The 26,365-nt window shown below is 65.9% G+C and carries 19 protein-coding genes; 15 read left to right on the top strand and 4 right to left on the bottom strand.

Going from position 1 to position 26,365, the window contains the following annotated elements; translation table 11 throughout:
* The first annotated feature begins 58 nt into the window (after positions 1-58).
* Positions 59-550 (top strand): iron response transcriptional regulator IrrA, encoded by a 492-nt coding sequence (irrA, locus tag IVB26_RS00690; protein WP_276578702.1) that lies wholly within the window; start codon positions 59-61, stop codon positions 548-550.
* 138 nt (positions 551-688) lie between these two features.
* On the opposite strand, the gene IVB26_RS00685 is transcribed toward irrA, so the two are convergent.
* Positions 689-1,219, bottom strand: a complete 531-nt coding sequence (locus tag IVB26_RS00685) for an SH3 domain-containing protein (protein ID WP_247970166.1) — start codon at positions 1,217-1,219, stop codon at positions 689-691.
* A 324-nt stretch (positions 1,220-1,543) separates the two neighbouring features.
* On the opposite strand from IVB26_RS00685, the gene IVB26_RS00680 reads away from it, so the two are divergent.
* On the top strand, positions 1,544-2,545 hold the full coding sequence (locus tag IVB26_RS00680; RefSeq protein WP_247970165.1) for a 2-hydroxyacid dehydrogenase: 1,002 nt from the start codon (positions 1,544-1,546) through the stop codon (positions 2,543-2,545).
* 139 nt (positions 2,546-2,684) lie between these two features.
* Here IVB26_RS00680 and IVB26_RS00675 read toward each other — a convergent pair whose 3' ends face one another.
* Complete coding sequence (locus tag IVB26_RS00675) at positions 2,685-3,593, bottom strand: LysR family transcriptional regulator (protein ID WP_247970164.1); 909 nt, start codon at positions 3,591-3,593, stop codon at positions 2,685-2,687.
* Positions 3,594-3,708: 115 nt separating this feature from the next.
* Between IVB26_RS00675 and IVB26_RS00670 the strand changes: the two genes are divergently transcribed.
* Positions 3,709-4,716: an aldo/keto reductase gene (locus IVB26_RS00670; protein WP_247970163.1), complete on the top strand. Its 1,008-nt coding sequence runs from the start codon at positions 3,709-3,711 to the stop codon at positions 4,714-4,716.
* A 9-nt stretch (positions 4,717-4,725) separates the two neighbouring features.
* Here IVB26_RS00670 and IVB26_RS00665 read toward each other — a convergent pair whose 3' ends face one another.
* A complete protein-coding gene (locus tag IVB26_RS00665; RefSeq protein ID WP_246922458.1) occupies positions 4,726-5,529 on the bottom strand; it encodes a HesA/MoeB/ThiF family protein in 804 nt (267 codons plus the stop codon).
* Positions 5,530-5,761: 232 nt separating this feature from the next.
* On the opposite strand from IVB26_RS00665, the gene IVB26_RS00660 reads away from it, so the two are divergent.
* Both IVB26_RS00660 and IVB26_RS00655 read left to right on the top strand, forming a co-directional pair.
* Complete coding sequence (locus IVB26_RS00660) at positions 5,762-7,120, top strand: peptidoglycan-binding protein (RefSeq protein ID WP_247970162.1); 1,359 nt, start codon at positions 5,762-5,764, stop codon at positions 7,118-7,120.
* Positions 7,121-7,418: 298 nt separating this feature from the next.
* Complete coding sequence (locus tag IVB26_RS00655) at positions 7,419-8,162, top strand: ParA family protein (protein WP_247970161.1); 744 nt, start codon at positions 7,419-7,421, stop codon at positions 8,160-8,162.
* 354 nt (positions 8,163-8,516) lie between these two features.
* Here the strand turns inward: IVB26_RS00655 and mutM are convergent, their stop codons facing one another.
* The gene (mutM, locus tag IVB26_RS00650) at positions 8,517-9,422 is read right to left on the bottom strand and encodes a bifunctional DNA-formamidopyrimidine glycosylase/DNA-(apurinic or apyrimidinic site) lyase (RefSeq protein WP_247970160.1); all 906 of its coding nucleotides are present in this window, start codon (positions 9,420-9,422) and stop codon (positions 8,517-8,519) included.
* Positions 9,423-9,503: 81 nt separating this feature from the next.
* Between mutM and ubiE the strand changes: the two genes are divergently transcribed.
* From ubiE to addA, 10 genes are all read left to right on the top strand, one after another.
* Entirely contained in the window at positions 9,504-10,265 is a 762-nt protein-coding gene (ubiE, locus tag IVB26_RS00645; RefSeq protein ID WP_247970159.1) for a bifunctional demethylmenaquinone methyltransferase/2-methoxy-6-polyprenyl-1,4-benzoquinol methylase UbiE, read from the top strand.
* On the top strand, positions 10,262-11,836 hold the full coding sequence (gene ubiB, locus IVB26_RS00640; RefSeq protein ID WP_247970158.1) for a 2-polyprenylphenol 6-hydroxylase: 1,575 nt from the start codon (positions 10,262-10,264) through the stop codon (positions 11,834-11,836). Before ubiE ends, ubiB begins: the two co-directional genes overlap by 4 nt.
* A gap of 56 nt (positions 11,837-11,892) precedes the next feature.
* The gene (coaBC, locus tag IVB26_RS00635) at positions 11,893-13,344 is read left to right on the top strand and encodes a bifunctional phosphopantothenoylcysteine decarboxylase/phosphopantothenate--cysteine ligase CoaBC (protein WP_247970157.1); all 1,452 of its coding nucleotides are present in this window, start codon (positions 11,893-11,895) and stop codon (positions 13,342-13,344) included.
* The gene (gene dut / locus IVB26_RS00630; RefSeq protein WP_247970156.1) at positions 13,341-13,799 is read left to right on the top strand and encodes a dUTP diphosphatase; all 459 of its coding nucleotides are present in this window, start codon (positions 13,341-13,343) and stop codon (positions 13,797-13,799) included. The genes coaBC and dut overlap by 4 nt, the downstream gene beginning before the upstream one ends.
* A gap of 371 nt (positions 13,800-14,170) precedes the next feature.
* A complete protein-coding gene (locus IVB26_RS00625; protein ID WP_247970155.1) occupies positions 14,171-16,675 on the top strand; it encodes a sensor histidine kinase in 2,505 nt (834 codons plus the stop codon).
* The gene (tsaE, locus tag IVB26_RS00620) at positions 16,672-18,192 is read left to right on the top strand and encodes a tRNA (adenosine(37)-N6)-threonylcarbamoyltransferase complex ATPase subunit type 1 TsaE (RefSeq protein WP_247970154.1); all 1,521 of its coding nucleotides are present in this window, start codon (positions 16,672-16,674) and stop codon (positions 18,190-18,192) included. The genes IVB26_RS00625 and tsaE overlap by 4 nt, the downstream gene beginning before the upstream one ends.
* A gap of 86 nt (positions 18,193-18,278) precedes the next feature.
* Complete coding sequence (locus tag IVB26_RS00615; protein WP_018323417.1) at positions 18,279-18,596, top strand: PilZ domain-containing protein; 318 nt, start codon at positions 18,279-18,281, stop codon at positions 18,594-18,596.
* Positions 18,597-18,714: 118 nt separating this feature from the next.
* A complete protein-coding gene (locus tag IVB26_RS00610; protein ID WP_247970153.1) occupies positions 18,715-19,437 on the top strand; it encodes a nucleotidyltransferase family protein in 723 nt (240 codons plus the stop codon).
* A 275-nt stretch (positions 19,438-19,712) separates the two neighbouring features.
* Complete coding sequence (addB, locus tag IVB26_RS00605; RefSeq protein ID WP_247970152.1) at positions 19,713-22,859, top strand: double-strand break repair protein AddB; 3,147 nt, start codon at positions 19,713-19,715, stop codon at positions 22,857-22,859.
* Entirely contained in the window at positions 22,853-26,362 is a 3,510-nt protein-coding gene (gene addA, locus IVB26_RS00600; protein WP_247970151.1) for a double-strand break repair helicase AddA, read from the top strand. The genes addB and addA overlap by 7 nt, the downstream gene beginning before the upstream one ends.
* The last annotated feature ends 3 nt before the right edge of the window (positions 26,363-26,365 follow it).

Raw genomic sequence — 26,365 nt, 5'->3', positions numbered from 1 at the left:
CATCTTTCTGTTCTTATATTGCAGAAAGATATTGTTCACGCGTGCCCGAAATCTGGAAATGAGCGAGAATACAACGCCCCGTCACGACGACGACGTCCATTCTGCAGCCCTGCTGTCCGGCCGCCACCCGGCTTTGACCGGCTGCCCCTGGCACGACGTCAACGAAATGCTCCAGTCCGCCGGGCTGCGTCCGACGCGCCAGCGCATGGCGCTCGGCTGGCTGTTGTTCGGCAAGGGCGCACGGCACCTCACGGCTGAAATGCTCTACGAGGAAGCGACACTGGCCAAGGTTCCAGTGTCGTTGGCGACCGTCTACAACACGTTGAACCAGCTCACCGATGCCGGCCTGCTCCGCCAGGTCAGCGTCGACGGCACCAAGACCTATTTCGACACCAACGTCACCACCCACCATCACTACTACCTCGAGAACAGCCATGAGCTGGTCGACATCGAGGACCCGCATCTGGCGCTGTCCAAGATGCCGGAGGTGCCCGAGGGCTACGAGATCGCGCGCATCGACATGGTCGTGCGCCTGCGCAAGAAGCGCTGAGATTTCTCTAAGCTGAGAAGATCGTCATGGCCGGGCTTGTCCCGGCCATCCACGTTTTTGGACCAGGCGAGAAGCGCGCGGATGCCCGGGACAAGCCCGGGCATGACGTTGGGGCAACAGTTTCGCCCGCCTTCGGCGTCAATTCACCTGCTCGTCCGAGTACACGCCCCAGAGGCGCTCCTGCTGGATCCAGCCGTCGAAGCCGTTGCCGGTGACGCGGCACCAGTTTGCAGTGCACTTCTTCACCTGGGTGACGACGCCGGCCTGGAGCTTTGCTGCAACGGCGCTGTCGAGATCGGCACGATCGTAGATCGGGGCGAGATCGTCCTTGTGCTTCATGGTGACGACCGCGGTGCGGCGGCCCGACAGCAGCGAGTGATAGACCCAGCCCTCGGCGCCCTCGGAATCGCGCACCCGGCGCCAATTCTCGAACTCGGCGGTGATTTCGACCGGCAGGCCGGCACGGGTGTAGACCCAGGCCACGTCATTGTCCTTGGTCGGGCCGGCGCGAACATTGACGTGATCCGATTTGAGGCTGACATAACGCGGCACCGGCAGGCCGCTGGTGGTCTGCGGGGTATTGTCCTTGGCCGATTGCGAGGGGCCGACCGAGGCGCTCCACCAGGCGCAGACAAGCGCCATCACCGAACAAAAACGCCCCAACGCCATCAACCCGTCTCCTGTCGAGGACCCGACCTTGCCGGACCCTCACCCCAAAATTCCAAACCCTGCCGCGTCGATCCCGACCCGCCCCACGCGGGTGTTCCCCAAGCCTGGCCCGTGGTTCTTGTCTTGGCCCGGCCTTCTGCTAGAGAGGACGGGCACTTGAACAACCAGTTTGCCCCGATTTTCCGGCCGGAAATCTCGGGAGAGCTTGGAGGAAACGCCGGGGACGGACACGGCAAGGGCAGTGTCGAACAACCGGGTTAATGAGGCCTCAACGGCCGGCCTTTGGCGACAGAGGCGGCCCGCGACGCCTCATGAGAGCAGGACATGTCGGTGAAGAAAAAGCCCCTCGTCGTGGTGACGCGCAAGCTGCCGGATTCGATCGAGACGCGGATGCGCGAATTGTTCGACGCGCGGATCAATCTCGAGGACACGCCGATGTCCGCCGACCAGATCGCGGAAGCCGCGCGCACCGCCGACGTACTGGTTCCGACCGTCACCGACCATATCACCGCCGACATCGTCAACCAGCCCGACTGCAAGCTGCGGCTGATCGCCAATTTCGGCAACGGCGTCGACAATATCGACGTCGAAGCCGCGCACGCCCGCGGCATCACCGTCACCAACACGCCGAAAGTCCTGACCGAGGACACCGCCGACATGACCATGGCGCTGATCCTCGCCGTTCCAAGGCGGATGATCGAAGGCGCCTCGATTTTGACTGAAGGAAAATCCTGGCCGGGCTGGTCGCCGACCTGGATGCTCGGCCACCGCATCGGCGGCAAGCGGCTCGGCATCATCGGCATGGGCCGCATCGGCCAGGCGGTCGCACGCCGCGCCCGCGCTTTCGGCCTGCAGATCCACTATCACAACCGCCGCCCCGTGGCGCCAAAGATCGCCGAAGAGCTTGGCGCAACCTATTGGGAAAGCCTCGACCAGATGCTGGCACGGATGGACATCATCTCGGTGAACTGTCCGCATACGCCGGCGACCTATCATTTGCTCTCGGCGCGCAGGCTGAAGCTGATCCGGAAAGACGCCTATATCGTCAACACCGCGCGCGGCGAGGTCACCGACGAGGACACGCTGATCAAGCTGATCGAAGGCGGCGAGATCGGCGGCGCCGGGCTCGACGTCTATGAGCACGAACCCGCGGTCAATCCGAAACTGGTGCGGCTCGCCAAGGCCGGCAAGGTGACGCTGCTGCCGCACATGGGCTCGGCCACGATCGAAGGCCGCGTCGAGATGGGCGAGAAGGTGATCATCAACATCCGCACCTTCCTCGACGCGCACAAGCCGCCGGACCGCGTGCTGCCGAGCATGCTCTGAAGACTATCCGGCTGCGTGACAAGCCCCCCGACCTCATCCTGAGGAGCCGCGAAGCGGCGTCTCGAAGGATGGCCACGGGCGAGAGCCGGGCCTGCATGGTTCGAGACGGCGCTTCGCGCCTTCTCACCATGAGGGTCTCCTACCTGCGCGTTTCGCGCTTGCGCCAGTCGGCGACGAAATCGATGAAGGCGCGCAGCGCGGGCGGCGTCTGGCGCCGGCTCGGGTAGTACAGGAACGGGCCCGGGAACGGTTCGCACCAATCTTCCATCAAGCTGACCAGCGTGCCGGACTTCAGGGCATCGCCGACATAGCCATCGAGCGTCGCCCAGATGCCGACGCCGTCGAGCGCCGCGCGCATCGCAAGGTTCATGTTGGTCGAGATCAGTTTTGCGGGCGGATCGACCTTCACGACCTGGCCGGCCTTCTCGAACTCCCAATCGTGCAGGACGCCGCTCGAATAGCGCGCGCGGATGCAATCATGATCGAGCAGATCCTTCGGATGATGCGGCTTGGCGCGGCGCGCGAGGTAATCGGGCGACGCGACCACCACATAGCTCTGCGGTCCACTCAGCGGGATCGCCACCATGTCCTGCGCGAGATGTTCGCCATAGCGCACGCCGGCATCGAAGCCGGCACTGACGATATCGACGAAGCCGCTTTCCGAGACGATGTCGAGATCGACCTGCGGATGCGCGCTAAGAAACGGCCCGACCATCGGCGCCAGCACGAGATCGACCGCCGGCGGCGGCGCATTGATGCGCAGGCGGCCCGAGGCGACCTCGCGAAGGCCCCGCACCTGATCGAGCGCATCGCCAACATCGCGCAGCGCCGGCGCCACCCGCGACAGCAACAGTTCGCCCGCCTCGGTCAGGGCGACGCTGCGGGTGGTGCGGTTCATCAGGCGGACGCCGAGGCGCTCCTCCAGGTCTCGCAGCCGCTGGCTAAGGCTCGACACGGACACACGAATTTCGACCGCCGCACGCCGGAAATTGCGGGTGCGGGCGACCGCCACGAAGACATCGAGATCGCGCAAATCGGGCTCAGTCATTGTTCGCCAGTGTGAACAAGCCATTCCAGATTGTCCAGCTTATCGGCGCAATCGGGCAGGCGCATATCTGGCCTCGTCACGCGGCGCCGTCAGCCGCCTTTCGAGGAGAGCCATCATGGAACAGCGTAAACTCGGTTCAACCGGTCCCACCGTCTCGGCCCTCGGCCTCGGCTGCATGGGTATGTCGGAGCTCTATGGCCCCGCCGATCGCGGCGAGGGCATTGCCACGGTGCAGGCGGCGATCGATGCCGGCATCACCTTGTTGGACACCGGCGACTTCTACGCCATGGGCCACAACGAGATGCTGGTGCGCGATGCCGTGAAGGACGTCGCACGCGACAAGGTGCAGATCAGCGTGAAGTTCGGCGCGCTGCGTGGTCCCGCCGGCGAGTTCGCCGGCATGGACACCAGGCCAGCCGCGACCAAAAACTTCCTCGCCTATTCACTGCAACGCCTCGGCACCGACTATATCGACATCTATCGCCCCGCGCGGCTCGACCCCAGCATTCCCATCGAGGAGACCATTGGCGGCCTCGCCGATCTCGTGAAGGCCGGCTACATCAGGCATATCGGCCTGTCCGAGGTCGGCTCCGACACCATCCGCCGCGCGCACGCCGTGCATCCGATCGCTGATCTCCAGATCGAATATTCGCTGATCGAGCGTGGCATCGAACGCGATATCCTCAAGACCTGCCGCGAGCTCGGCATCGGCATCACGGCTTATGGCGTCTTGGCGCGCGGCCTGATCAGCGGCCACTGGACCAGGGACAGCGGCAAAGCCGGCAGAGACTACCGGCTGATGACGCCGCGTTTCCAGGGCGCGAACCTCGATGCCAATCTCGCGCTCGTCGAATCGCTTCGCACGGTTGCGAACGACGTCGGAGCAACGCCGGCGCAGGTCGCGATCGCCTGGGTGGCGGCGCAGGGTAAGGAGATCGTGCCGCTGGTCGGAGCAAGAACTCGCAATCGTCTCACCGAGGCGCTCGGATCGACCAGGTTCACGCTGACACAGGCCCATCTCGCTGCGCTGGCAAAAGCCTTCCCGCCGGATGTCGCTTCCGGAACGCGCTACGCCGCCGAGCAGATGGCGCATCTCGACAGCGAGAAACCGGCCACGGCGTAACCGCGGCAATCAGGTGCGATGGGCGTTGAGGTCGGTGACCACAGGCCCGTCGCCGTTGAGCGGGTTGGCCGGATCGCGCCCGTAGCGCAGCGTCTCGAAGCGCATTGCGCGCGCATCGATCATCAGGAGGCGGCCGATCAGGCCGTCGCCGAAACCGACGATCTCGCGGATTGCCTCCAGTGCCATCATCGAGCCGAGCACGCCCGCCAGCGCGCCCATGACGCCAGCTTCCGCGCAGGCCGGTACGGTGCCGGGCGGCGGCGCCTCCGGAAACAGGCAGCGATAGGTCGGGTTGAATTCACCCTGCTCGTTCGTCTCATGCGCGCGGATGGTGGTCAGCGAGCCGTCGAAGGTGCCGAGCGCGGCGGTAATCAGCGGCCTCTTCGCGAAGAAGCAGGCGTCCGAGACCAGGTAGCGCGTCGAGAAATTGTCGGAGCCGTCGAGCACGAGATCGTAGTCGCCGATCAGGCTGAGCGCATTGTCGGCATTCAGCCAGGTGGCATGGCCGACGAAGCGGACATGCGGATTGAGCGCCGCGATCCGCTCCGCCGCGCTCTCGACCTTGTGCCGGCCGATATCGGGCGTCGTGTGGATCACCTGGCGCTGAAGGTTGGACAGCGACACCACGTCGTCGTCGACCACACCGAGCGTCCCGACGCCGGCAGCGGCCAGATACATCAGAGCGGGCGCACCAAGGCCGCCGGCCCCGATCACCAGCACAGACGCCCGCTTCAGCGCGGCCTGGCCGGGACCACCGACATCGCGCAGCACGATATGGCGGGCATAACGTTCGAGTTCGTCCGGGCTCAGCATCGTCGTCCTTCCAACTCCCTCCCCTCATGATGAGGAGGCGCGAAGCGCCGTCTCGAACCATGCAGGCCCCGATCTCGCCCGGGGCCATCCTTCGAGACGCGGCCTTGCGGCCGCTCCTCAGTCTGAGGACTTGGCTGCGGCTCGACCACCGGCCTGAACCACCCCAACATTGTTCGCGACCAACGAGATGTGCTTCAATGGCATTGCGTTCAATGGGCTGGTTGGATTTGTCATGAGATCGATGCTTGCGGCAATCTTGATGTTTGCGGCTGCCACAGGCGCGAACGCCCAGATGACGGCGCCACAAATCCCCGGCACCACCCCGAAAACGGTTCAGACCGTTCCGGTCAAGCCTCCCGCAATGCAGACGCCGTCGGCGACGGCCGATGCCATGGCAAAAGCAGAGCGGCTGTCGCTGCAGTCCGACCTCGCCTGGGTCGGCCAGTATAACGGCGCCATCACCGGCGACGTCAGCGAACGCATGGTCAACGCCATCAAGGAATACCAGAAGGCCAAGGGCGGCAAGCCGACCGGCGTGCTCAATCCGCAGGAGCGCGCCGCGCTGGCCGAGACGGCCCGAAAGAAGCAGGACAGCGTCGGCTGGAAGATCGTGACGGAGCCGACCAGCGGCGCCCGGCTTGGCATCCCCTCAAAACTGGTGCCGCAGCAGGCGAGCGACGCCAATGGCTCGAAATGGACCTCGCCAACCGGAACGGTTCAGGTGCTGCTCAGCCGCCGCAAGGAGGCAAACCCGACAACGGCCAAGCTGGCCGACCTGGAGAAGGAGCCGTCCGGGCGCAAGATCGACTACACCGTGGTGAAGCCCGACTTCTTCGTGCTGTCGGGCTTGCAGGGTCTGAAGAAGTTTTACGTCCGTGGCACCTTCAAGGGCGACGAGGTCCGTACCATGACGATCCTCTACGACCAGGCGACCGAAAACACGGTCGAGCCGGTCGTGATCGCGATGTCGAGCGCCTTCAATGCATTTCCGCCTGGGCCGCAGGCCGGGCCGCCGCCGCGCAAGACCGTCGAGTACGGCACCGGCATCGTCGTCAGTGACGACGGCGCGATCGTCACCGACCGCCTCGTCACCGACGGCTGCCTCGCGATCACGATCGCCGGCCATGGCAGTGCCGACCGTCTCACTGATGACAAGGAGCGCGGTCTCGCGCTGTTGCACATCTACGGCGCACGCGGCCTGAAGCCGTTCAACCTTGCTGGCGGTGCGACAAAGACGAACGTGGATGTCGTCGGCATCGCCGATCCGCAGAGCCAGGGCGGCGCGGGCGGCGTGTCGATCGTCAAAGCCGCACTGGCGCCGGTCCCGAGCAGCGATTCCATGCTGTCCCCGCCGCCGGCAGTCGGGTTTTCCGGTGGTCCGGCGCTCGACGGCGACGGCAGGTTCGCCGGCATTGCGCTGTTGAAGCCGGCAATGGTGGCGGGACCCGCGACATCGGTGCCGGCGTCGCAGGCCGTGATGGTATCCGCGGACGCGGTGCGTGATTTCCTGAAGGCGAACGGAGTCGCCGCGAATGGCACGTCGACGGATGCGAAAGCCGCCGTCGTCCGCGTGATCTGCGTCCGGAAGTAGGGCAGCGCCACGCTCTCGTGTTCGGGACGCGGTACGGCATGACATGCCGCTCCGCTGCGTCGGGGGCACCAGATCAACTACGCCGCGAGCATCGTCACACGTACCACTACGGGTCCAGTAATGGTACGGATTAGCTGGCATTCCCTATTCCGCCATCATCGCTACTGCTGATTCGGACCTCCGCGATCCCCTTTGGATCGGGCCGGCACGTCCTGAGCGAGAAGAGCTCAGCATCGAGATCGATGCACGTTCGCGTGGCGTATTCCTGACCCAAGCACTCCAAAGGATTGATCTTCAAATGCACACGATCGTACTGGCCACCCAAAAGGGTGGCAGTGGCAAGAGCACGCTCACCATCGGCATCGCACTCGCGGCCAAGCAGGCGGGCTTCACCGTCCGCATGATCGAGACCGACCCGCAGGGCACCCTGTCCAACTGGCAGCGCCGCCGTACCGCCGATGATCTCGTCGTCGAGCCGATCTACCATGCCGCCGACATCGCGCCGCGCCTGAAGATGCTGGCCGACAGCGGCCTGCAGCTCGCGATCGTCGACACTGCCGCCGGCCTCAGCGCTGCGACCACCGCGGCGATCCGTCATTCCGATCTCTGCTTGATCCCGGCCCGCCCGAGCGTCGCCGATATCGAGGCAACCGCCTCGACGCTCAGCGTCGCGCGCGCCTGGAAGCGGCCCTACAGCTTCGTGCTGAACCAGACGCCGATCCGCGGCCAGCGCATCGATAACGCCGCCAACACGCTCGCCGAGGAAGCCGCGCTTGATCTCGCCGAGGTGCTCGCGCGCCCGCTGATCGTGACGCGCAACGATCACCAGGACTCGCTCGCGAACGGCCTTGCCGTCAGCGAATTCGCGCCGAACGGAAAGTCGGCGGACGAGATTCGCGGTCTCTGGCGCTGGATTGAGGCCCGGCTCGAACTCGCTGCGACAACCGGCGTCCTGATCGACCAAGTCATGTCGGGCGCGGACGGCATGCTGCATGCCGCCGCCGAGCTTTCGGCGGACGAGACCACGACGCTGGCGTCCTGAGCGGGGCGATCGCTCAGACGGCAGTCGGCCCTTCACCATCCGGAAGGGCCCCAGCGACGAAGCAATCCAGCCACCAGCCCGGCCGGATTGCTTCGCTTCGCGTTTTTTGAAAACGCCCTATCCCCATCGTCATTGCGAGCGCAGCGAAGCAATCCAGAATCCCGCCGCGGCGGAAGTCTGGATTGCTTCGTCGCAGAGGGCTCCTCGCAATGACGGAATCTGTTGCTGCAGCTTGGCACTGAAGCCGAGAGTCGCTTTCGTAGCCCGGATGGAGCGTAGCGCAATCCGGGACGCCTGCATCCCTTGAGCGAAGATCCCGGATTGCGCTGCGCTCCATCCGGGCTACGGGCTACGTCACTTCTGACATTTCGCACACCAGAAGGTGGAGCGACCGTTCTGGGTGAAGCGCTTGATCGTGCCGCCGCAGCGCGGCGTCGTGCACTTCTCGCCTTCGCGGTCATAGACCTTGAACGAGTGCTGGAAATAGCCGAGCTCGCCCGAGGTCTGGCGATGGTCGCGCAGTGATGAGCCGCCGGCCTTGATGGCGTCGTTCAGCACGGTGTGGATCGCGCTGACCAATCGCTTGGCGTGATCGGTCGGTTCGCCCCCGGCAACGCCTTTGCGTTGTCCGGCTTTGGTCGCGAGCGTCGCGGCGATCCGGCGCGGCGACAGATGCGAGCGATGCAGGGCTTCGCAGACATAGATGTTGCCGAGCCCGGCGACCACGCGCTGGTCGAGCAGCGCCGCCTTCAGGCTCGTGGTCTTGCCGGCGCAGGAGCGCGCCAGCATCGCGGCATCGAACTCGTTGCCGAGCGGCTCGGGGCCGAGCCCGCGCAGCAACGGCTCCTCCTCGAGCGCGTTGCGGGCGATCACTTTCATGTAACCGAAACGGCGCGGATCGTTGAAGACGATGTCGGCACCGGAGGACATCCGAAACAGCACGTGGTCGTGCGCGGAATCCTTGGCCTTCGGATAGTGAAACTCGCCGGGCTGCACGTCGTTGTCCGGCTTGATGACACGGAACGAGCCCGACATGCCCAGATGCATCAAGAGCACGTCGCCGGAGGCGAGATCGGCCATGAGATATTTTGCGCGGCGGCCGAGCCCCGTGACGACCTGGCCCTTGAGCCGGGCCACGAAATCCGGTTGGAACGGGAAGCGCAAATCGGGCCGGCGGGCCTCCGCATTGAGGATTTTCGCACCCTCCATGACGGGCTGAAGGCCGCGGCGGACGGTCTCGACTTCGGGCAATTCAGGCATGGTCAGGCATTCACCTTATGAGGGCGGTGTGATAGCGCCATTGCGGCGGGCGCGCTATGGTCCGCCCAGTGGAGTAGAGTAATGGATCGGCGGGGCGAAACCACGCATTTTGGCTTCAGGGACGTCCCCCTGGGCGACAAGCAGACGCTGGTGAACGATGTGTTTCACAGCGTGGCGTCGCGCTATGATTTGATGAACGATTTGATGTCCGGCGGCCTGCACCGGGTCTGGAAGGACATCATGATCACGGCGCTGGACCCGCCCAGGAGCGATCGGCCGTTCGCGCTGCTCGACGTGGCCGGCGGCACCGGCGACATCTCGTTCCGCGCCGCCAAGGCCGCAGGTGCCGGCTTCCATGCCACGGTCTGCGACATCAACACCGACATGCTCGCCGTCGGCCGCGAGCGCGCCGTCAAGCGGCATCTCGAAACCCGGGTCGATTTCGTCGAAGGCAATGCCGAAGCGCTTGGCTTCGCCGATCGCAGCTTCGACGCATATACGATCGCTTTCGGCATTCGCAACGTGCCCCGGATCGATCTGGCGCTGCAAGAAGCCTATCGCGTGCTGAAGCCCGGCAGCCGCTTCCTCTGCCTGGAATTCTCCAGCGTCGAGATGCCGGGGCTCGATCGCCTTTATGACCTGTTTTCGTTCAAGGTGATCCCGCCGCTCGGCCGCATGATCACGGGCGATGCCGAGTCCTATCAATATCTCGTCGAATCGATCCGCAAGTTTCCAAAACCCAACGCCTTCGCAGACATGATCCGCGACGCCGGCTTTGCCCGCGTCAGCTGGCAGACATTGTCCGGCGGCATCGTCGCACTGCATTCGGGCTGGCGTTTGTGATCTCTGCCTTTAACCACATTGCGCGCCTGATCCGCGCCGCGTTCGTGTTTGCCCGCGAGGGCGTGTTCGGCTCGGTCGATCCAAGCCTGGTGCCGCCGCCGGGACAGCTCGCGCTGAAGCTGGCGCGGCTGGTCGAACGTCGCGGCACCAAGCACGGCCCGCGGATCTCGCGGGCTCTCACCCGAATGGGCCCCGCCTATCTCAAGCTCGGACAATTCCTGGCCACGCGCCCCGACGTCGTCGGCGTCATCATGGCGCGCGATCTCGAAAGCCTCCAGGACCGCCTGCCGCCATTTCCGCAGGACGAAGCCGAGGTCGCCATCGCGACGTCGCTGGAGCGGCCTCTGAAGGACGTGTTCGTGAGCTTCGGCCCCCCCGTCGCGGCCGCCTCGATCGCGCAGGTGCATCGCGGCGAAGTCTTGCGCGCCGGGATCCGCACGTCGGTCGCGGTCAAGGTGCTCAGGCCGAACGTGGCCGCGCGCTTCCGCCGCGATCTCTCCGACTTCTTCTTCGTCGCGCACAAGGCGGAGACCTACTCGGCGGAAGCACGGCGGCTGCGCCTCATCGAGGTCATCAACACCATGTCGCGCTCGGTCGCCATGGAGATGGACCTGCGGCTGGAGGCGGCTGCGCTGTCGGAGATGGCGGAGAACACGCGCGACGACCCTGACTTCCGCGTGCCGACAGTCGACTGGGATCGCACCACACACAACGTGTTGACGATGGAGTGGATCGACGGCATCGCGCTGAACGACCACAAGCGCCTGGCGGAGGCACAGGTCGACCTGCCCGATCTTGGCCGCAAGGTGATCCAGAGCTTCCTGCGCCACGCGCTGCGCGACGGCTTCTTCCATGCCGACATGCATCCGGGCAATCTGTTCCTGGATGACGCCGGCCGTCTCGTCGCGGTCGATTTCGGCATCATGGGCCGGCTCGGCATGAAGGAGCGGCGCTTCCTCGCCGAAATCCTGCTCGGCTTCATCACCCGCGATTATCGCCGGGTCGCCGAGGTGCATTTCGAGGCGGGCTACGTGCCCGCGCATCACTCGGTCGAGAATTTCGCGCAGGCGATCCGCGCCATCGGCGAGCCGATTCACAACCGCACGGCGGAAGAGATCTCGATGGCGCGGCTGCTGACGCTGCTGCTCGAGGTCACCGGCCTGTTCGACATGACGACGCGGCCCGAGTTGATCCTGCTGCAGAAGACCATGGTGGTGGTCGAAGGCGTGGCGCGCGGCTTCGATCCCAAGCTCGACATCTGGAAGATTGCCGACCCCGTGGTGCGCGAATGGATCGAGCGCAATCTGGGCCCGATCGGCCGGGTGCAGGGGGCGCTCGCCGGAACCGGAGACATCGTGCGCGTGCTGATGCGCCTGCCGGAGATCGCCGAGCGGTCGGTGAAGGTGCTGGAGCAGCTCGAGACCATGACGCGGGAGGGCATCGGGCTGTCGCCGGAGAGCATCGCCGCGATGGGACGCAGCGAGGGCCGCAAGAACCGCTGGCGCACCGTCGCGCTCTGGATCATTGCCGCGACCTTCATCGGCATCCTGATCGCCGTCCGGAATCTATGATTGCATTGCAATCATACCGATGATAGCATCGCTATCATTCTGTGCTGGAGGGCGTCGTGGCAAGCCTGACCATCCGCAAACTGGACGACAACGTCAAAACCTATCTGCGGCTGCGCTCGGCCAAGAACCGCAGATCGGTCGAGGAAGAGGTCCGGGTCATCCTGCGGGAGCTGATCGAGGGCCGCGAGGAGCCGCTGACGCCGTTTTCGGCGCCTCCGGCCGCCTCCACCGCCATCACGCCCCAGCGCACCGGCGCCCTTCCCGAGGCCAGTGTCACCCTGATCATCGGCGGCGGCATCGCCGCCTATAAATCCCTTGACCTGATCCGGAGGCTGAAGGAGCGCCGCGTCGAGGTCCGCTGCGTCCTGACCAAAGCCGCGCAGCAATTCGTCACGCCGCTGGCCGTGAGCGCACTCTCGCATGAGCGCGTCTATACCGATCTGTTCGACCCCCAGAGCGAGTTCGACGCCGGCCATATTCGCCTCGCGCGCGACTGCGATCTGATCGTGGTGGCGCCCGCCACCGCCGACCTGATGGCGAAGATGGCGAACGGCCATGCCGACGATCTCGCCAGCGCCATTCTGCTCGCAACCAACCGCAAGGTGCTGCTGGCGCCGGCGATGAACCCGCTGATGTGGAACAATGCGGCGACGCGCCGCAACGTCGGCTTGCTCCAGCGCGACGGCGTGGTGCTGATCGGGCCTAATTCGGGCGAGATGGCAGAAGCCGGTGAGGCCGGAACCGGCCGCATGTCCGAAGCGATCGAGATCGCCACAGCCGCCGAGCGTCTGCTGCGGCCGCCGGTGCCGAAGCCGCTTGCCGGCAAGCGCGTGCTGATCACCGCAGGTCCGACGCACGAACCGATCGATCCGGTGCGCTACATCGCCAACCGCTCCTCCGGCAAGCAGGGCTTTGCCATTGCCGCCGCCGCGCAGGCCGCCGGCGCCGAGGTGATTCTGGTGAGCGGTCCCGTCGAGCTCAGCGATCCCCAGGGCGTGACGGTGAAGCATGTCGAATCGGCGCGGCAGATGCTGGAGCAGGTGCAGGCCTCGCTCCCCGCCGACATCGCGATCTTCGCCGCCGCCGTCGCCGACTGGCGCGTCGCCAATGAAGGCGAGCAGAAGCTGAAGAAGACCTCGGCCGGCATGCCGCCGCTACAGCTGGTCGAGAACCCCGACATCCTCGCCACCATCTCGAAGTTGACCGACAAGCGCCCGCCGCTGGTGATCGGCTTTGCCGCCGAGACCGAGCACCTCATCGACAACGCCAAATCAAAACTCGCGCGCAAGGGCTGCGATTGGATCGTCGCCAACGACGTCTCGCCGGCGACCGGCGTGATGGGCGGCGACCGCAACACGGTGCATTTGATCAGCCGCAAGGACGGCGAGAAGAACGGCGAGATTGCAGTTGATTCCTGGCCGGTGATGACCAAGGAACAGGTCGCCATCGAACTGGTCGCGCATGTCGCAAAAAGCGTGAGCGACAAATCCGGGGAGCCGGCATCTTGAGCACGAAGGTCACTGTCGAACTGCAACGCCTCGCCCATGCGGACGGCCTGCCAATGCCGGCCTATCAGACGGCGGAGGCCGCGGGCCTCGACCTGATGGCCGCCGTTCCTGACAACGAACCCCTCACGCTGGCACCCGGCCAATATGCGCTGGTGCCGACGGGGCTTGCGATCGCATTGCCGCCCGGGCACGAGGCGCAGGTGCGGCCGCGCTCGGGTCTTGCGGCCAAGCACGGCGTCACCGTGCTGAACTCGCCGGGCACGATCGACGCGGACTACCGCGGCGAGATCAAGGTGATCCTGATCAATCACAGCCAAGCCGGCTTCGTGATCAAGCGCGGCGAGCGAATCGCCCAGATGGTGATCGCGCCCGTGGTGCAGGCCGCGCTGGTTCCCGTGACTACCTTGTCGACCACCGATCGCGGCGCCGGCGGCTTCGGCTCGACCGGCCGCTAACCGAGCTGTGCGTGGGTACACCTCTCCCGCTTGCGGGAGAGGTCGCGCCAAAGGCGCGGGTGAGGGTTTTCACCTCTGGGGAGTCTTCGTCGCGGAGACACCCTCTCCCCCGACCCTCCCCCGCAAGCGGGGGAGGGAGCGCACCTTCCGCGCCGCGCGAGCATCCGCGTTACGCGCTAACACACGGCGATCCCAGCCGAATCATCCCAAAGAACTACGTGAGCGGGAACACCGCGCCGGGCATTTTTTAGGGACCATCTTTACGTTCACGATCTGGACTCTTACCGGCGGAGTCACGGTGAGGGTATTGTCTTTTGATTCGCGCGCGACGGGGGTCGCCGCGCGCAAATCCGTGCGATCTTGGGGCAACTATGTCAGGCGTGATCGTGTCGATGCGTCGGACGCTGCTGTCGTGCACATCGCTCGTGCGCAACGGCTTGTTGGGAGGCGCTCTTGCAGCGCTGCTGCCGGCTGCGCCGGCCGAGGCCGCCGACCTCATCGACACCCTTTCCATCATGCTGGATTTCAACCGGCAGGAACTCGCGGTGCTCGCCACCGCGCTGGCCCTGCTCGGCTTCTCGGTGATGGCCGCGATCCTGTTGATGCGCACGCGCGTGCGCACGGCCAAGAACGAGGCGCAGCTGCGCGCCCGAATCGGGGAACTGCAGCTCCAGGCCGATCGTTTCGGCGCGCTGCTGTTCGCCGAGCCGCAAATCCTGATCTCCTGGCCGGCCGGCGACAATCGCGCGCAGATCTCCGGCGACATCTCCATGGTGCTGCCGCGCGATTCCTCGCCGCAACGCGTGCTCGCATTCGGAACCTGGCTGCCGCCGGAACCCGCGCTGCAGATGGATCATGCGGTCGATGCACTCCGCGACCGGGGCGACGGGTTCCAGCTGACGCTGACCACCGCGCATGGCCACACGCTGGAGGCCATCGGCCGTGCTATCGGCGGCCAGGCCATTGTCCGGATTCGCGAACTCTCGGGGCTCCGCCGCGATCTGGCCGAGACCAATCTGCGCTACAATGCGCTCTCCGACGAGACCGAGATGCTGCGCGGCTTTGCCGCCGCCGCACCCTGGCCAATCTGGGCCAAGAGCGAGAACGGCGCGCTGACCTACGCCAACCCGGCCTATGTCCGTGCCACCGAGGCGAACAACGTCACCGACGCGCAGGAGCGCAAGCTCGAGCTGCTCGACAGCGCCGACCGCACCGCGATGGAGCGGGGACTGAAGGACGCGGCCAATTTCAACGCGCGGCTGCCGATCGTGATCAGCGGCGAGCGCCGAATCTACGACGTGCGCGCCGTCAATGTCGGCAGCGGCAGCGTGGGCGTCGCCATCGATGCCAGCGAGGCGGATGCGCTCAGTTCGGCGCTGGTGCGGATGGCGGAGGCGCATCGCCGCACGCTGGATCAGCTCTCCTCCGGCGTGGCCGTGTTCGACGGTCAGCGCCGGCTCGCCTTCTACAACGATTCCTACCGCCGGCTGTGGGACCTGGACCGCAGCTTCCTCGACGCCAATCCTGATGATTCCAGCGTGCTCGACCAGCTTCGCGCCGCGCGCAAGCTGCCGGAGCAGCCCGATTTCCGCGCCTGGAAATCAAAACTGCACGAGGCCTATCGCGCGGTCGAGACGACCAAGGACACCTGGTATCTCCCCGACGGCCGCGCGCTCTCGGTCGTCACCACGCCGAACCCGGAAGGCGGCGTCACCTATCTGTTCGACGACGTCACCGAGAGCCTCGAGCTCGCCCGCCGCTTCGACGGCATGATCCGCGTCCAGCGCGAAACGCTGGACAGCCTCGCCGAGGGCGTCGCGGTGTTCGGCAGCAACGGCAAGGCGCAACTGTTCAACCCGGCCTTCGTCCGGATGTGGAAGCTGTCGAGCGATGCCATGCGCGACGAGCCGCACATCCAGACCGTCGAAGGCTGGTGCCACCAGCTGTTCGACGATCCCGCGGTCTGGCGCCAGATCCGCGAGGCCGTCACCTCGATCGAGAGCCGCGCCGACGTTCCGCTGAAGCTGGAACGCAAGGACGGCAGCGTGCTCGACGGCATGATCCGCCCGCTGCATGACGGCGCGACCATGCTGACGTTCCAGGACATCACGGACACCGAGAACGTCGAGCGCGCCCTGCGCGAGCGCAACGAGGCGCTGGAGGCCGCGGACCAGATGAAGGTGGATTTCGTCCACCACGTCTCCTACGAGCTGCGCTCGCCGCTCACCACCATCATCGGTTTCGCGCACTTCCTCAGCGATCCCTCGACCGGGCCGCTCACCCCAAAACAAGCCGAATATCTCGACTACGTCACCAAATCGACCAACGCCCTACTGGCGCTGACCAACAACATCCTCGATCTCGCCACCATCGACGCCGGCGCGATGAAGTTGGAACTCGGCCCGGTCGACGTCAGCAAGACCATCGAGCTTGCCGCCGAGGGCATCCAGGACCGGCTCGCCACCGACCGTATCCGCCTCAAGGTCGAGATCGCGCCCGATATCGGCAGCTTCATCGGCGACGAGAAGCGCGTGGTACAGGTGCTCTATAACCTCCTCGCCAACGCCGTCGGGTTTTCTCCACAGGATTCCACCGTCGGAATCAGCGCGCGGCGCACCGAGCGCAGCGTGGTCTTCACCGTGACAGATTCAGGACCTGGAATACCTGCCGACATGAAGGACAAGGTGTTCAACTGGTTCGAAAGCCGCTCGCAGGGCTCGCGTCACCGCGGCGCCGGGCTCGGCCTGTCGCTGGTGCGCTCCTTCGTCGAGCTGCATGGCGGCAAGGTGCGGGTGGATTCGATCGTCGGCCGGGGCACGGTCGTGATCTGCGACTTCCCGACCGACCAGGCGGCGCATCGCGACGCCGCCGAATGACAGAACCCGTCACATTCTCCGTCGCGCTCCACAACGAGACGGCTACCGCGCAATTGATGGCCGACCTCGCGCTGCTGGTCGGCCCCGGCGACGTCATCACCCTCACCGGCGATCTCGGTGCCGGCAAGACCGCGGCGGCGCGCAGCCTGATCCGCTACCTCGCGGGCGACGACGCGCTGGAGGTGCCGAGCCCGACCTTCACGTTGGTGCAGGGCTACGAGCTGCCGCCGTTTCCGGTGATGCATGCCGATCTCTACCGCGTCGAGGACGAGAGCGAGCTCGAGGAGATCGGGCTGTCGCCGCTCCCGGATGCCACCCTCGTCCTGATCGAATGGCCCGAGCGCGCGCCGTCGGCGATGCCGCAAGACCGCATCGACATCGCGTTGACGCATCGGCCGGCGCTGGGCTCGACTGCACGCGCCGCCGACATCACCGGCTACGGCAAGGGTGCCGCGCAAGTCGCGCGGCTGAAGTCGCTGCGTGAATTCCTCGACGCCTCGGGCTACATGGATGCGACGCGCAAGCGCATGGCCGGTGACGCCTCGACCCGCTCCTATGCGCGGCTGCTGCGCGACGAGGCGATCGTCATCCTCATGAACTTCCCGCAGCGCCCTGATGGTGCTACGATGTACAACGGAAAATCCTACAGCGCCGCGGTGCATCTCGCCGAGAATGTAAAGCCCTTCGTCGCAATCGACGAAGGGCTGCGCGCCCAGGGCATCTCGGCGCCCGCAATCCACCATTCCGATCTCAACCATGGCTTTCTGATCACCGAGGATTTCGGCAGTGAAGGCGTGATCGAGGGCGAGCCGGCGCGGCCGATTGCCGAGCGCTACGAGGTTGCGACCGACGTGCTGGCCAGGCTGCACGCCAAGACGCTGCCGGAAGCCCTGCCGCTGGCGGGCCAGAGCTACGACATCCCGGTCTTCGACATCGACGCGCTCTTGATCGAAATCGGCCTGATGCCGGAATGGTATCTGCCCGACCGCAACGCGCCGCTGAGCGACGAAAAGCGCACGGAATTCTTCGCGATGTGGCGCGAGCTGCTGAGGAAGCCGCTGGCGGCGCCGAGGACGTGGGTCATACGCGACTACCACTCGCCCAATCTGATCTGGCTCGGGGATCGCAGCGGCATCGAACGCGTCGGCGTGATCGATTTCCAGGACACCGTGCTCGGACCGCAATCCTACGACGTCGTCTCGCTGCTTCAGGACGCCCGCATCGACGTGCCCGAGACGGTCGAGCTGACCCTGCTGTCGCGCTACATCAAAGCACGCCGCGCGAACGATGCAGGCTTCGACGCCGCGGGCTTCGCCGAGCTCTACGCCATCATGTCGGCGCAGCGGAACACGCGCCTGCTCGGCACCTTCGCCCGCCTCAACCGCCGCGACGGCAAGCCGCATTACCTCCGTCACCAGCCGCGTATCTGGACCTATCTCCAGCGCTCGCTGGCGCATCCGGCGCTGAGCGCCTTGCGCGACTGGTATCTCGCCAACGTCCCACCGCCGAGGGCCTGATTTGGGCCCGATTTACCGGCTGTTAGCCAAAACGTCGGTATTCTGGCGGCAAGGCAGCCGAATAAATACGGGGCTGGAGCGGGCACATGGCGGTAAAGACGGACCAGCGCGGCAACAGCAGGGTTGTTTTCGAGCGCGGGATTTCGGCCCAGATGATGGGGATCGACGGCACCTGGCGGCGCGACTGCACCATGGAGGACGTCTCCGAAACCGGCGCCAAGCTGACCATCGACGGCTCGGTCGAGGGCCTGCATCTGAAAGAGTTCTTTCTCCTGCTGTCGTCCACCGGCTTGGCCTACCGGCGCTGCGAGCTGGCCTGGGTCAATGGCGACCAGATCGGCGTCAATTTCCTCAAGCTCGGCGACAAGAAGAAAAAGGCGCGTTCCACAGCCGTCGGGGCATGATGGCAACACCCGTCGTACAACCGTCACGGCGGCTGGTTAAGGCGGTTGAGATGCGGTGCGGCTGATCGAACCTCGTGTTAGGATTGCTGCGAACGCGAAAGGTCTGAGAAAGCGAAGGATGTCCGTCAAACCGACCAAAGCCATGGTGCTCGCCGCAGGATTCGGCCTGCGCATGCGTCCGCTGACGGACAAGATGCCGAAGCCGATGGTACCGGTGGCCGGTCAACCGCTGCTCGACCACGTGCTCGACAAGCTCGGCCATGCCGGCGTGACCGAGGCCGTGGTCAACGTGCATTACCTGCCCGACCAGATCATCGATCACACCGCATCGCGCCAGCATCCGCGCGTGACCATCTCCGACGAACGCGACCAGGTGCTCGGCACTGGCGGCGGCGTGGTCAAGGCGCTGCCGCTGCTCGGCGATGCGCCGTTCTTCCACGTCAATTCCGACACGCTGTGGATCGACGGCGTGCGCTCGAACCTGATGCGGCTCGCTGAAAACTTCGACCCTGAGCGCATGGACATTCTGCTCCTGATGGCGCCGACCGCGACCAGCATCGGCTATAGCGGCCGCGGCGACTACGGCATGCTGCCCGATGGCGCCCTGCGCAAGCGCAAGGAAAAAGAGGTCGTTCCGTTCGTCTATGCCGGCGCCGCGATCCTGTCGCCGTCGATCTTCGAAGACGCCCCGAAGGGGGAGTTCTCGCTGACAAAGATGTTCGACCGCGCCAACGAGCAGGAGCGGCTGTTCGGCCTCCGCCTCGACGGCGTCTGGATGCATGTCGGCACCCCCGACGCGGTGCACGCCGCGGAAGAGGCGTTCCTGGAGAGCGTGGCGTAAGCCAGCCTCGAAGATGGTGCCGTAGGGTGGGCAAAGCGAAGCGTGCCCACGAAATCAAGCTGAAAAACTCACTGAGAGATACGTGGGCACGGCGCAAGCGCGCCTTTGCCCACCCTACGGCAGCGGGGAGCGGGGCGTGGCGCCTCCCGTCATTCCGGGGCGCGCGTGAGCGTGAACCCGGAATGACAGTGGGACAGCGGGGAAGATCCCGCCCCGGCCCATGACCATCCGCGCCCGGCTCCCTATATTGCGTGATCCTTCGAATCAGGCAGCTCATGCGCGTTCTCAGCGTTCCCATCTCAGTTCCGTTCTTGCGCACTGTCGTCACGAGCCTGCTCGACGGACGGCTGGTCGACGGATTCGAGGCGCGCAAGGAACCGGCCCGGCTGGCGGACGTCACGCTGTACCTGCCGACCCGCCGCGCGATGCGCGTTGTGCGCGAGATCTTCCTCGACGAGATGAAGGCCGACGCGGTGGTGCTGCCGCGCATCGTTGCGCTCGGCGACATCGACGAGGACGAACTCGCCTTCGCCGATGAAGCCGAGCAGTTTTCCGGCTCAACGCCGCTCGACATTCCGCCGCGGCTCGGCGAGCTCGAACGGCGGCTGACGCTGGCGCAGCTCGTCGCCGCCTGGGCCAAGGGTCCGGTGCTGGCGCCGCTGGTGGTCGGCGGCCCCGCTTCCACGCTTGCTCTCGCCGGCGACCTCGCACGCCTGATCGACGACATGGTCACGCGCGGCGTCGACTGGAACGCGCTCGATGGCCTCGTGCCTGATAACCTCGACCGCTACTGGCAGCACTCGCTCGAATTTCTGCGCATCGCGCGCATCGCCTGGCCCGCTCATCTCGCCGAGATCAAGCGGATCGAACCCGCGGCACGGCGCGATCTCCTGATCGCGGCGGAAGCCAAACGCCTGACTGCGCATCCCAATGGCCCCGTGATCGCGGCGGGCTCGACCGGCTCGATGCCCGCCACCGCCAAATTCCTGCACGCCGTCGCATCGCTGCCGCATGGCGCCGTGGTGCTGCCGGGCCTCGACACCGATCTCGATGACGATGCCTGGCGGACCATCGGCGGCGTTCGCGATGCGCTCGGCAAATTCGCGGAGCATCCGGCGTCGAACCATCCGCAATATGCCATGAATGCGCTGCTGGATCGGTTTGGCATCAAGCGCAGCGACGTTGACATTCTCCAGCCGCCGGCAGAAGGCGGCCGCGACCTGCTCGCCTCGGAATCGATGCGGCCGTCAGCCAAGACGGAAGTCTGGCACGACCGGCTGAAACAACCGGATGTCGCTGCAAAGATCGCCGGCGGCATGACAAACCTTGCCGTCGTCGAAGCGCCCAACCCTGAGATGGAAGCGCTCGCGATCGCGATTGCGATGCGCGAATCACGACATCTCGACAAGTCGGCGGCGCTGGTGACGCCCGATCGTGCGCTGGCGCGACGGGTGATGGCGGCGCTGACGCGATGGGATCTCGATTTCGACGATTCCGGCGGTGACGTGCTGATGGAAACATCCGCCGGGGTCTTTGCACGACTCGTGGCAGAGGCCGCGACAAAGGGCCTGGAGCCGCCGACATTGCTGGCGATGCTGAAGCATCCGCTGTGCCGGCTCGGCCGCGCGGCGGGCGCGTGGAAAGCGGCGATCGAAGGGCTGGAGCTCGCGATGTTGCGCGGCACGCGCCCGCCTGCCGGCACGGGCGGTCTCTTGCGCGAGTTCAACCGCTTTCGCGACGAGCTGACAAAGCTCTGGCGCAGCGAGGTCTCCGCACTCCACAAGGCCGAGCCACGCGCGCGGCTCAAGGCCGAGGATATCGATCGCATCCAGACGCTGATCGATGCCTTGCAGAAGGCGTTGGCGCCGATCGAAAGCCTCGTATCGTCAAAGCCATTCGACTTCGCCGAGCTCGCGCATCGGCATCGCGAGATCATGATCGAGCTGTCGCTGGACGAACAGGGCATTCCGCTGGCCTTCGAGGAGCGCGAGGGCCTCGCGCTCGCCGGCGTCTTCGACGACCTCCTGCGCGGCGGCACGACCAGCGGATTGATGGTGCCGCTGTCCGATTATCCTGATGTGTTCCAGACCGCGTTCGGCGATCGCGCGGTACGGCGGCGGGACAAGCCAGGCGCGCAGCTGCAGATCTACGGCCCGCTGGAATCGCGCCTGATGCAGGCCGACCGCATCATCATCGGCGGCCTGATCGAAGGCGTCTGGCCGCCGTCGCCACGGATCGACCCCTGGCTCAGCCGACCGATGCGGCACGAGCTCGGTCTCGATCTGCCGGAGCGCCGCATCGGCCTGTCCGCACACGACTTCGCACAGCTGCTCGGCGGCGACGAAGTCATCCTCACCCATTCCGCCAAGGCCGGCGGCGCGCCGGCGGTTGCTTCGCGCTTCCTGCACCGGTTGGAAGCGGTTGCCGGCGACGATCATTGGAAGGCGGCCGTTCGGGCCGGTGAGAAATATGTGCAGTTCGCCGGCGCGCTCGACCAGCCCGCCGAAGTCCAACCGATCAAGCAGCCCGAGCCGCGGCCGCCGCGCGCGGTGCGACCGCTAAAAATGTCGGTCACCACGATCGAGGATTGGCTGCGCGATCCCTACACGATCTACGCCAAGCACATCTTGCGGCTCGATGCGCTCGATCCCGTCGATATGCCGCTGTCGGCCGCCGACCGCGGCTCGGCCATCCACGATGCGCTTGGCGAATTCACCGAAGCCTATGCCACGCGCCTGCCCGACGATCCCGCCCGCGTGCTGCGCGCGATCGGTGAAAAGTATTTTGCGCCGCTGATGGAGCGCCCCGAGGCGCGAGCGCTGTGGTGGCCGCGCTTCCAGCGCATCGCGCGCTGGTTTGGCGAATGGGAGACCGTGCGCCGCGAGGCGATCGAGGCGATCACCGCGGAGACCCGCGGCGAAATCTCGATCCGGCTCGACAATGCGCGCACTTTCTATCTTTCCGCGCGCGCCGACCGCATCGAACGCCGCACGGGCGGCAGCTACGCCATCCTCGACTACAAGACCGGACAGCCGCCGACCGGCAAGCAGGTCCGCATGGGCCTCTCGCCGCAGCTGACCCTGGAGGCCGCGATTCTGCGCGAAGGCGGCTTTCCCAATATCGATGCTGGCGCCTCCGTGAGCCAGCTCGTCTATATCCGTCTCAGCGGGAACAATCCGCCGGGCGAGGAGCGCATTCTCCAGCTCAAGTTCAAGCAGGGTGACGAGCCGCAGCCGCCGGATACGGCAGCTGCCGAGGCGCGAGCCAAGCTGGAGGCCCTGATCCGCGCTTTTGAGGACGAGAATCAGCCTTACACCTCGCTGAACCTGCCGATGTGGACGAACCGCTATGGCGCCTATGACGACCTCGCCCGGATCAAGGAATGGTCCGCGGCCGGCGGATTGGGGATCGAGGAATGGTAAAGGCACCGCGGCCCATTCCCGACGAGGTGCGCGCGCGGCAGGCGCGCGCGTCGGATCCGACCGCCTCGGCCTTCGTGTCGGCCAATGCCGGCTCGGGCAAGACGCATGTGCTGGTGCAGCGCGTGATCCGCCTGTTGCTGTCTGGCGTGCCGCCGGAAAAAATCCTCTGCATCACCTTCACCAAGGCCGCCGCCGCCAACATGGCCGAGCGCGTGTTCACGACGCTCGGTCATTGGGTGACGCTGGATGATACCGCGCTCGATGCCGCGATCCGCGCCGTCGGCATCCCGCATCCGGACCGAAAACTGCGTCGTGACGCGCGAAAACTGTTCGCCTGCGCGCTGGAGACACCGGGCGGCTTGAAGGTGCAGACCATCCACGCTCTCTGCACCCGCCTGCTCCAGCAGTTTCCGTTCGAGGCCAATGTGCCGGCGCGCTTTTCCGTGATCGACGAGCGCGACCAGACCGACATGATGGAGCGCGCCAATCTGAAGGTGCTGCTGGAGGCCGCGCGTGATCCGGACAGCATCACCGGCCGAGCGCTGCTGACCGCCATGGCAAGCGCGGCCGATGTGACCTTCAAGGAGGTCGTGCGTGAGGCGTGCCTCAGCCGCGATCATTTCATGGCCTGGACCGATGAAGCCGGCAACGCCGGGGCGGCGGTCGAACAGATGGCGGCTGTGCTCGGCGTCGATGCGCGCGATCGTATTGAGGACGTCGAAACGGAGATTCTCGACGGCCCATTCCTGCCGCGGTCGCGCTGGGACGACATCGCCTTTGCGCTGGAGGATGGCAGCAAGTCCGACAACGACCAGGCCGGCCGGCTGCGCGAAGCAAAAGCCTTTTCCGGCAGCGCGCAGGTCGATGCCTATCTCTGCGTCTTCCTCACCGACGAGAAGCTGCCGCGCAAGGCGGTTCTGACCAAGAAATTTTGCGATCACAACCCGTCCGTTACCCGCCTGTTCGAGAACGAGGCGCAGCGGCTCGGTGAGCTGATCGAGAAGCGTCGCGCGGTGACCATGCGCGACCGCACCGCGGCCCTGCTGCATATCGCGACTGCCGCCGCCGCAAACTACCGCCGCGAGAAGCAGGAGCGCGGCCTGCTCGACTACGACGACCTCATCGACAAGACGCTGGCGATGCTCAACCGCGTCGCCTCGGGCTGGGTGCATTACAAGCTCGACCGCGGCGTCGATCACGTCTTGATCGACGAGGCCCAGGACACCAGCCCGCGGCAATGGGACATCGTCGCGCACATCATCTCGGAGTTCACGGCCGGCGAAGGCGCGCGCGAGGGGCTGAACCGCACTGTGTTCGCGGTCGGCGACGAGAAGCAGTCGATCTTCTCGTTCCAGGGCGCCGACCCGCACGAGTTCGACAAGCGAAAGCGAGAGTTGGACCGCAGGTTCAAAGCCGCCGGGCTCAAGTTCGACCCGGTCGCCTTCACCTATTCGTTCCGTTCGGGCGCAACGATCCTGAACTCGGTCGATCATGTCTTCCGCGAGCCCCAGATCTACAAGAGCATCCATTCTATCGACATCGGCCATCCCCTGCACAATGCGCTCGCCGATGCAGGGCCGAGCGTGATCGAACTGTGGGATCTCGCGGAAGCCGATGACAGGCAGGACATCGAGGGCTGGCGCGCCCCCTTCGACGGGGTCGCCGTCACCAGCCCCGAAGTGAAGCTCGCGCGCCGCATCCAGGCCGAGATCAAGCGGCTGGTCGAGAGCGGCACGCTGACGGGACATGAGGGCGAGCGCCGTCCATTGCGCTACGGCGACATGCTGATCCTGGTGCGCCGGCGCGGTAACGCGTTCGACGCCGTGATCCAGGCGCTGAAGCACGCTGGCGTTCCGGTCGCGGGCGCCGACCGGCTCAAGCTCACCGAACACATCGCCATCATCGATCTGATGAATCTCGCCGACGCGCTGCTACTGCCGCAGGACGATCTTGCGCTGGCGGTGGCGCTGAAGAGCCCGCTGTTCGGGCTCGATGACGACGACCTGTTCCAACTGGCCCATGACCGAAAGGGATCGCTGCGCCGCGCGCTGGGCGAGCATGCTTCCACAGACGAGAAATTCGCGACCGCATTGCGCCGGCTCGAGGCCTGCGAGATCCGCGCACGCGAGGAGACGCCGTTCGCCTTCTACGCCTGGCTCCTCGGCGGCGACGGCGGCCGTGCGCGCATCCTGCGCCGGCTCGGCCATGAGGCCAATGACGCGCTCGACGAATTCCTGGAGCTCGCGCTGAACTACGAGCGCAAGGCGCCGGCCTCGCTGCAGGGCTTCATGGCCTGGCTGCGCTCGGCCGACACCGAGGTGAAGCGCGACATGGAGATCTCGCGCGACGAGGTGCGGGTAATGACGGTGCATGGCGCCAAGGGCCTGGAGGCCTCCGTCGTGTTCATGGTCGACACCACCTCATCGCCTGCGGATTCGCAGCGACTTCAACTGATCCACGTCCCGCGCGGCAATGGCGGCGAGGTCGTGGTCTGGGCCGGCCGCAAGGCGGACGATCCCAAACCGGTTGCCGAAGCGCGCAACGCGATGCTCGAGGAGACCGAGGATGAGTATCGCCGCCTGCTCTACGTTGCGATGACCCGCGCGGCGGATCGGCTGATCGTCGGGGGCTGCCTGCCGGGCAACAGGAAGGCGGTCCGCAAGCTGAGCTGGTATGACCTGATCGACACCGGGCTCGCCGGCGCGGGCCTCGACAAGCAGGTCATCGAGACGCCGCTCGGCAAGGTGACCCGATTCGCCCGGCCGGAGGATGTCGCGGCGCTCGGCACACCGGCGACGTCCGTAGACCGGACCGTCGCCCTGCCCGATTGGCTGCTTGCGCCGGCACCCCGCGAGACCGCCGACGACGATCCGGTGCGTCCCTCCGGACAACCGACCGGGGAAGGGCGCGCGGTGCGATCAGGCGAATCGGTCCAGTCCCGCGCCCTTGCATTGCAACGCGGCACGCTGGTGCACCGGCTGCTGCAATCCCTGCCCGACATCGCCATCGAGCGCCGGCGCGAGGCCGCGCTCGGCTTCATGGCCCGCAACGCCGCGGACTGGCCGGAAGCCGACCGCGCCGCTTTGGCCGACAAGGTGCTGGCCCTGATCACCGAACCGCGTTTTGCGCCGGTCTTCGCTGCCGGCAGCCGGGCCGAGGTCGCCATTGTCGGCAAATTGGAGCGGCCGGGCCGCACGCCGGCGCTGGTGTCGGGGCAGATCGACCGGCTGGTCGTGCGTCCGGATGAGGTTTTGATCGTGGATTTCAAGACCAACCAGGCCGCGCCCAAAAACGCGGCTGAGGCCCCCACCGCCTATGTCCGGCAGCTTGCGCTGTACCGGGCGGTGCTATCGCAGCTTTATCCCCAAAAGCCCGTCAGGGCCGTCCTGCTCTGGACCGAGGCCGTTGAATATATGGAGATTTCAGCCCCCGCGCTGGACGCGGCGCTGGCATCCCTTCATCTCGGCGTGAGCGTCCTTGACCCGGCAAGGAGCCGTTCATAGGTT

Source organism: Bradyrhizobium sp. 195, assembly GCF_023101665.1.
Lineage (GTDB): Bacteria > Pseudomonadota > Alphaproteobacteria > Rhizobiales > Xanthobacteraceae > Bradyrhizobium.
Note: the sequence above shows the minus strand (reverse complement) of the source record. Positions and strands in the feature narration are given on the sequence as shown.

Excerpts from the sequence above, each read along its gene's own strand:
- irrA (WP_276578702.1), top strand. The coding sequence starts at position 59 with ATGAGCGAGAATACAACGCCCCGTCACGACGACGACGTCCATTCTGCA.
- IVB26_RS00685 (WP_247970166.1), bottom strand. The coding sequence starts at position 1,219 with ATGGCGTTGGGGCGTTTTTGTTCGGTGATGGCGCTTGTCTGCGCCTGG.
- IVB26_RS00680 (WP_247970165.1), top strand. The coding sequence starts at position 1,544 with ATGTCGGTGAAGAAAAAGCCCCTCGTCGTGGTGACGCGCAAGCTGCCG.
- IVB26_RS00675 (WP_247970164.1), bottom strand. The coding sequence starts at position 3,593 with ATGACTGAGCCCGATTTGCGCGATCTCGATGTCTTCGTGGCGGTCGCC.
- IVB26_RS00670 (WP_247970163.1), top strand. The coding sequence starts at position 3,709 with ATGGAACAGCGTAAACTCGGTTCAACCGGTCCCACCGTCTCGGCCCTC.
- IVB26_RS00665 (WP_246922458.1), bottom strand. The coding sequence starts at position 5,529 with ATGCTGAGCCCGGACGAACTCGAACGTTATGCCCGCCATATCGTGCTG.
- IVB26_RS00660 (WP_247970162.1), top strand. The coding sequence starts at position 5,762 with ATGAGATCGATGCTTGCGGCAATCTTGATGTTTGCGGCTGCCACAGGC.
- IVB26_RS00655 (WP_247970161.1), top strand. The coding sequence starts at position 7,419 with ATGCACACGATCGTACTGGCCACCCAAAAGGGTGGCAGTGGCAAGAGC.
- mutM (WP_247970160.1), bottom strand. The coding sequence starts at position 9,422 with ATGCCTGAATTGCCCGAAGTCGAGACCGTCCGCCGCGGCCTTCAGCCC.
- ubiE (WP_247970159.1), top strand. The coding sequence starts at position 9,504 with ATGGATCGGCGGGGCGAAACCACGCATTTTGGCTTCAGGGACGTCCCC.
- IVB26_RS00625 (WP_247970155.1), top strand. The coding sequence starts at position 14,171 with ATGTCAGGCGTGATCGTGTCGATGCGTCGGACGCTGCTGTCGTGCACA.
- tsaE (WP_247970154.1), top strand. The coding sequence starts at position 16,672 with ATGACAGAACCCGTCACATTCTCCGTCGCGCTCCACAACGAGACGGCT.
- IVB26_RS00615 (WP_018323417.1), top strand. The coding sequence starts at position 18,279 with ATGGCGGTAAAGACGGACCAGCGCGGCAACAGCAGGGTTGTTTTCGAG.
- IVB26_RS00610 (WP_247970153.1), top strand. The coding sequence starts at position 18,715 with ATGTCCGTCAAACCGACCAAAGCCATGGTGCTCGCCGCAGGATTCGGC.
- addB (WP_247970152.1), top strand. The coding sequence starts at position 19,713 with ATGCGCGTTCTCAGCGTTCCCATCTCAGTTCCGTTCTTGCGCACTGTC.
- addA (WP_247970151.1), top strand. The coding sequence starts at position 22,853 with ATGGTAAAGGCACCGCGGCCCATTCCCGACGAGGTGCGCGCGCGGCAG.